General features: G+C 56.5%; 2 rRNA genes. Both read left to right on the top strand.

The annotated features are described in order from the left end of the window. Positions 1–123 precede the first annotated feature (123 nt). Positions 124–1,643: ribosomal RNA gene (locus J3P36_RS16005) — 16S ribosomal RNA — on the top strand. A 436-nt stretch (positions 1,644–2,079) separates the two neighbouring features. Next, positions 2,080–5,191 (top strand): 23S ribosomal RNA (locus tag J3P36_RS16010). Together the 16S and 23S rRNA genes form the textbook arrangement of a ribosomal RNA operon. Positions 5,192–5,195: the final 4 nt, after the last annotated feature.

Raw genomic sequence — 5,195 nt, forward strand, 5'->3', positions numbered from 1 at the left:
TTTGGTTGAATTGAATTGTCAGTAGACAGTTCTTCAGTCAGTATCAACTCGCTTGCGGGCCTGGTTTTCCCTGGGTTCGCGGCTATTGGTTTGTCACTGGGTTCGCCTGGTGGCTGCTAGTCATCTACGGAGAGTTTGATCCTGGCTCAGGACGAACGCTGGCGGCGTGCTTAACACATGCAAGTCGAACGGATCGGCGGAGCTTGCTCTGCTGGTCAGTGGCGAACGGGTGAGTAACACGTGAGCAATCTGCCCCTGACTCTGGGATAACTGCGGGAAACTGTAGCTAATACCGGATACGACGACCGACGGCATCGTCTGGTTGTGGAAAGAATTTCGGTCAGGGATGAGCTCGCGGCCTATCAGCTTGTTGGTGAGGTAATGGCTCACCAAGGCGACGACGGGTAGCCGGCCTGAGAGGGTGACCGGCCACACTGGGACTGAGACACGGCCCAGACTCCTACGGGAGGCAGCAGTGGGGAATATTGCACAATGGGCGCAAGCCTGATGCAGCAACGCCGCGTGAGGGACGACGGCCTTCGGGTTGTAAACCTCTTTTGGCAGGGAAGAAGCGAAAGTGACGGTACCTGCAGAAAAAGCACCGGCTAACTACGTGCCAGCAGCCGCGGTAATACGTAGGGTGCAAGCGTTGTCCGGAATTATTGGGCGTAAAGAGCTCGTAGGCGGTTTGTCGCGTCTGCTGTGAAAACCCGAGGCTCAACCTCGGGCCTGCAGTGGGTACGGGCAGACTAGAGTGCGGTAGGGGAGATTGGAATTCCTGGTGTAGCGGTGGAATGCGCAGATATCAGGAGGAACACCGATGGCGAAGGCAGATCTCTGGGCCGTAACTGACGCTGAGGAGCGAAAGCGTGGGGAGCGAACAGGATTAGATACCCTGGTAGTCCACGCCGTAAACGTTGGGAACTAGATGTGGGGTCCATTCCACGGATTCCGTGTCGCAGCTAACGCATTAAGTTCCCCGCCTGGGGAGTACGGCCGCAAGGCTAAAACTCAAAGGAATTGACGGGGGCCCGCACAAGCGGCGGAGCATGCGGATTAATTCGATGCAACGCGAAGAACCTTACCAAGGCTTGACATACACCGGAAACGGCTGGAAACAGTCGCCCCGCAAGGTCGGTGTACAGGTGGTGCATGGTTGTCGTCAGCTCGTGTCGTGAGATGTTGGGTTAAGTCCCGCAACGAGCGCAACCCTCGTTCTATGTTGCCAGCGGGTCATGCCGGGAACTCATAGGAGACTGCCGGGGTCAACTCGGAGGAAGGTGGGGATGACGTCAAATCATCATGCCCCTTATGTCTTGGGCTTCACGCATGCTACAATGGCCGGTACAAAGGGCTGCAATACCGTAAGGTGGAGCGAATCCCAAAAAGCCGGTCTCAGTTCGGATTGAGGTCTGCAACTCGACCTCATGAAGTCGGAGTCGCTAGTAATCGCAGATCAGCAACGCTGCGGTGAATACGTTCTCGGGCCTTGTACACACCGCCCGTCAAGTCATGAAAGTCGGTAACACCCGAAGCCGGTGGCCCAACCCTTGTGGAGGGAGCCGTCGAAGGTGGGATCGGTGATTAGGACTAAGTCGTAACAAGGTAGCCGTACCGGAAGGTGCGGCTGGATCACCTCCTTTCTAAGGAGCATCTGACACGCTGGTCGTGTCCAGAGCCACTACGCAGGCATCCGTTCTGCGGTGGTCAGCTCATGGGTGGAACATTGACTTGGGTCGCCGGCGGAACCGCTGGCAGCTAGTACGGTCGCAGCTCCTTGTGAGCGCCTGATCTGGAACGCTGCTGCGGGAATGTTCGGTGACGTGCACGCTGTTGGGTCCTGAGGGATCGGATCCGGCCCGGAAGGGTTGGGGATGAGCCTCAGGGCCTCGACGTGTCTCCCCGGTGAGGGGGGTTGCGCGGGGTACCGCCCGTACTTTGAGAACTACACAGTGGACGCGAGCATCTTAGATCCGAAGCCTTTCGGGTTTCGGATCACATAGGTGTCACGCATCGCAAGATGCGTGCACCATTGGTCAATCTCCGGCAGCAGTGCCGGCGATCGATTCATACTCATGTGGTCAAGTTTCTAAGAGCAAACGGTGGATGCCTTGGCATCTGGAGCCGAAGAAGGACGTAGTAATCTGCGATAAGCCTCGGGGAGCTGATAAACGAGCTTTGATCCGAGGATCTCCGAATGGGGAAACCCCGCCGGGCGCAGCAATGCGACCCGGTGACTCCCGCCTGAATATATAGGGCGGGTAGAGGGAACGTGGGGAAGTGAAACATCTCAGTACCCACAGGAAGAGAAAGCAACCGCGATTCCGTTAGTAGTGGCGAGCGAAACCGGAACAGGCCAAACCGATCGTGTGTGATAGCCGGCAGGCGTTGCACGTTCGGGGTTGTGGGACTCTCACGCTGATCTGCCGATCAGCACAGGTTACAGCGCGGCATAGACGAACAGCATTGAATGGCTGAGCACAGAGGGTGGCACTCCCGTAGTCGAAATGCTGTTGCTGGTCTGGAGATCATCCCAAGTAGCACGGGGCCCGAGAAATCCCGTGTGAATCTGGCAGGACCACCTGCTAAGCCTAAATACTCCCAGATGACCGATAGCGGACAAGTACCGTGAGGGAAAGGTGAAAAGTACCCCGGGAGGGGAGTGAAATAGTACCTGAAACCGTTTGCTTACAAACCGTCGGAGCCGACTTGTATCGGTGACGGCGTGCCTTTTGAAGAATGAGCCTGCGAGTTAGTGATACGTGGCGAGGTTAACCCGAGTGGGGCAGCCGTAGCGAAAGCGAGTCCGAATAGGGCGTTTCAGTCGCGTGTTCTAGACCCGAAGCGAAGTGATCTACCCATGGCCAGGCTGAAGCGACGGTAAGACGTCGTGGAGGGCCGAACCCACTTCAGTTGAAAATGGAGGGGATGAGCTGTGGGTAGGGGTGAAAGGCCAATCAAACTTCGTGATAGCTGGTTCTCTCCGAAATGCATTTAGGTGCAGCGTTGCGTGTTTCTTGCCGGAGGTAGAGCTACTGGATGGCCGATGGGCCCTACCAGGTTACTGACGTCAGCCAAACTCCGAATGCCGGTAAGTGAGAGCGCAGCAGTGAGACGGTGGGGGATAAGCTTCATCGTCGAGAGGGAAACAACCCAGACCACCGACTAAGGCCCCCAAGCGTGTGCTAAGTGGGAAAGGATGTGGAGTTGCATAGACAACCAGGAGGTTGGCTTAGAAGCAGCCACCCTTGAAAGAGTGCGTAATAGCTCACTGGTCAAGTGATTCCGCGCCGACAATGTAACGGGGCTCAAGCACACCGCCGAAGTCGTGGCATTCGCATTTTTGGTAAGCCTTCGTGGTTCAGCCGTGCGGATGGGTAGGAGAGCGTCGTGTGGCGAGTGAAGCGGCGGAGTAATCCAGCCGTGGACGCCACACGAGTGAGAATGCAGGCATGAGTAGCGAAAGACGGGTGAGAAACCCGTCCTCCGAAAGACCAAGGGTTCCAGGGCCAGGCTAATCCGCCCTGGGTAAGTCGGGACCTAAGGCGAGGCCGACAGGCGTAGTCGATGGACAACGGGTTGATATTCCCGTACCGGCGAAGAACCGCCCATGCCAAACCAGTAATGCTAAGAGTCCGAATCCTTCGACGGATCCTTCGGGTGAAGTCGTTGGCCTAGCACTCGACCCAGTCTGGGGCGGCAAGCGTATTAACAGGTGTGACGCAGGAAGGTAGCTGAGCCGGGCGATGGTTGTCCCGGTGTAAGGACGTAGGGCGAGGAATAGGCAAATCCGTTCCTCACATAGCCTGAGATCCGATGCGTACCCCGATAGGGGGAAATCAGTGATCCTATGCTGCCGAGAAAAGCATCGACGCGAGGTTCCAGCCGCCCGTACCCCAAACCGACTCAGGTGGTCAGGTAGAGAATACCGAGGAGATCGAGAGAATCGTGGTTAAGGAACTCGGCAAAATGCCCCCGTAACTTCGGGAGAAGGGGGGCCTGAGGCGTGTACGGACTTGCTCCGGAAGCGCTGTATGGCCGCAGAGACCAGTGGGAAGCGACTGTTTACTAAAAACACAGGTCCGTGCCAAGTCGCAAGACGATGTATACGGACTGACGCCTGCCCGGTGCTGGAAGGTTAAGAGGAAGGGTCAGCCTCACGGCGAAGCTCTGAATTTAAGCCCCAGTAAACGGCGGTGGTAACTATAACCATCCTAAGGTAGCGAAATTCCTTGTCGGGTAAGTTCCGACCTGCACGAATGGCGTAACGACTTCCCAGCTGTCTCAACCGCGAACTCGGCGAAATTGCACTACGAGTAAAGATGCTCGTTACGCGCAGCAGGACGGAAAGACCCCGTGACCTTTACTACAGCTTGGTATTGGTGTTCGGTGCGGCTTGTGTAGGATAGGTGGGAGACTGTGAAGCTCGGACGCTAGTTCGGGTGGAGTCATTGTTGAAATACCACTCTGGTCGCTCTGGATGTCTAACTTCGAACCGTGATCCGGTTCAGGGACAGTGCCTGGTGGGTAGTTTAACTGGGGCGGTTGCCTCCCAAAATGTAACGGAGGCGCCCAAAGGTTCCCTCAACCTGGTTGGCAATCAGGTGGCGAGTGTAAGTGCACAAGGGAGCTTGACTGTGAGACTGACAAGTCGAGCAGGGACGAAAGTCGGGACTAGTGATCCGGCAGTGGCTTGTGGAAGCGCTGTCGCTCAACGGATAAAAGGTACCTCGGGGATAACAGGCTGATCTTGCCCAAGAGTCCATATCGACGGCATGGTTTGGCACCTCGATGTCGGCTCGTCGCATCCTGGGGCTGGAGTAGGTCCCAAGGGTTGGGCTGTTCGCCCATTAAAGCGGTACGCGAGCTGGGTTTAGAACGTCGTGAGACAGTTCGGTCCCTATCCGCTGCGCGCGTAGGAAATTTGAGAAGATCTATCCCTAGTACGAGAGGACCGGGATGGACGAACCTCTGGTGTGTCAGTTGTCCTGCCAAGGGCACCGCTGATTGGCTACGTTCGGAACGGATAACCGCTGAAAGCATCTAAGCGGGAAGCCGGCTTCAAGATGAGATTTCCATCCCTTCGGGGGAGAGGCTCCCAGTAGACGACTGGGTTGATAGGCCGGATGTGGAAGCAGGGACTAAAGACCTGTGCAGCTGACCGGTACTAATAAGCCGATAACTTGACAACACAC

This window comes from Naasia sp. SYSU D00057 (assembly GCF_017916505.1).
Classification (GTDB): domain Bacteria; phylum Actinomycetota; class Actinomycetes; order Actinomycetales; family Microbacteriaceae; genus Naasia.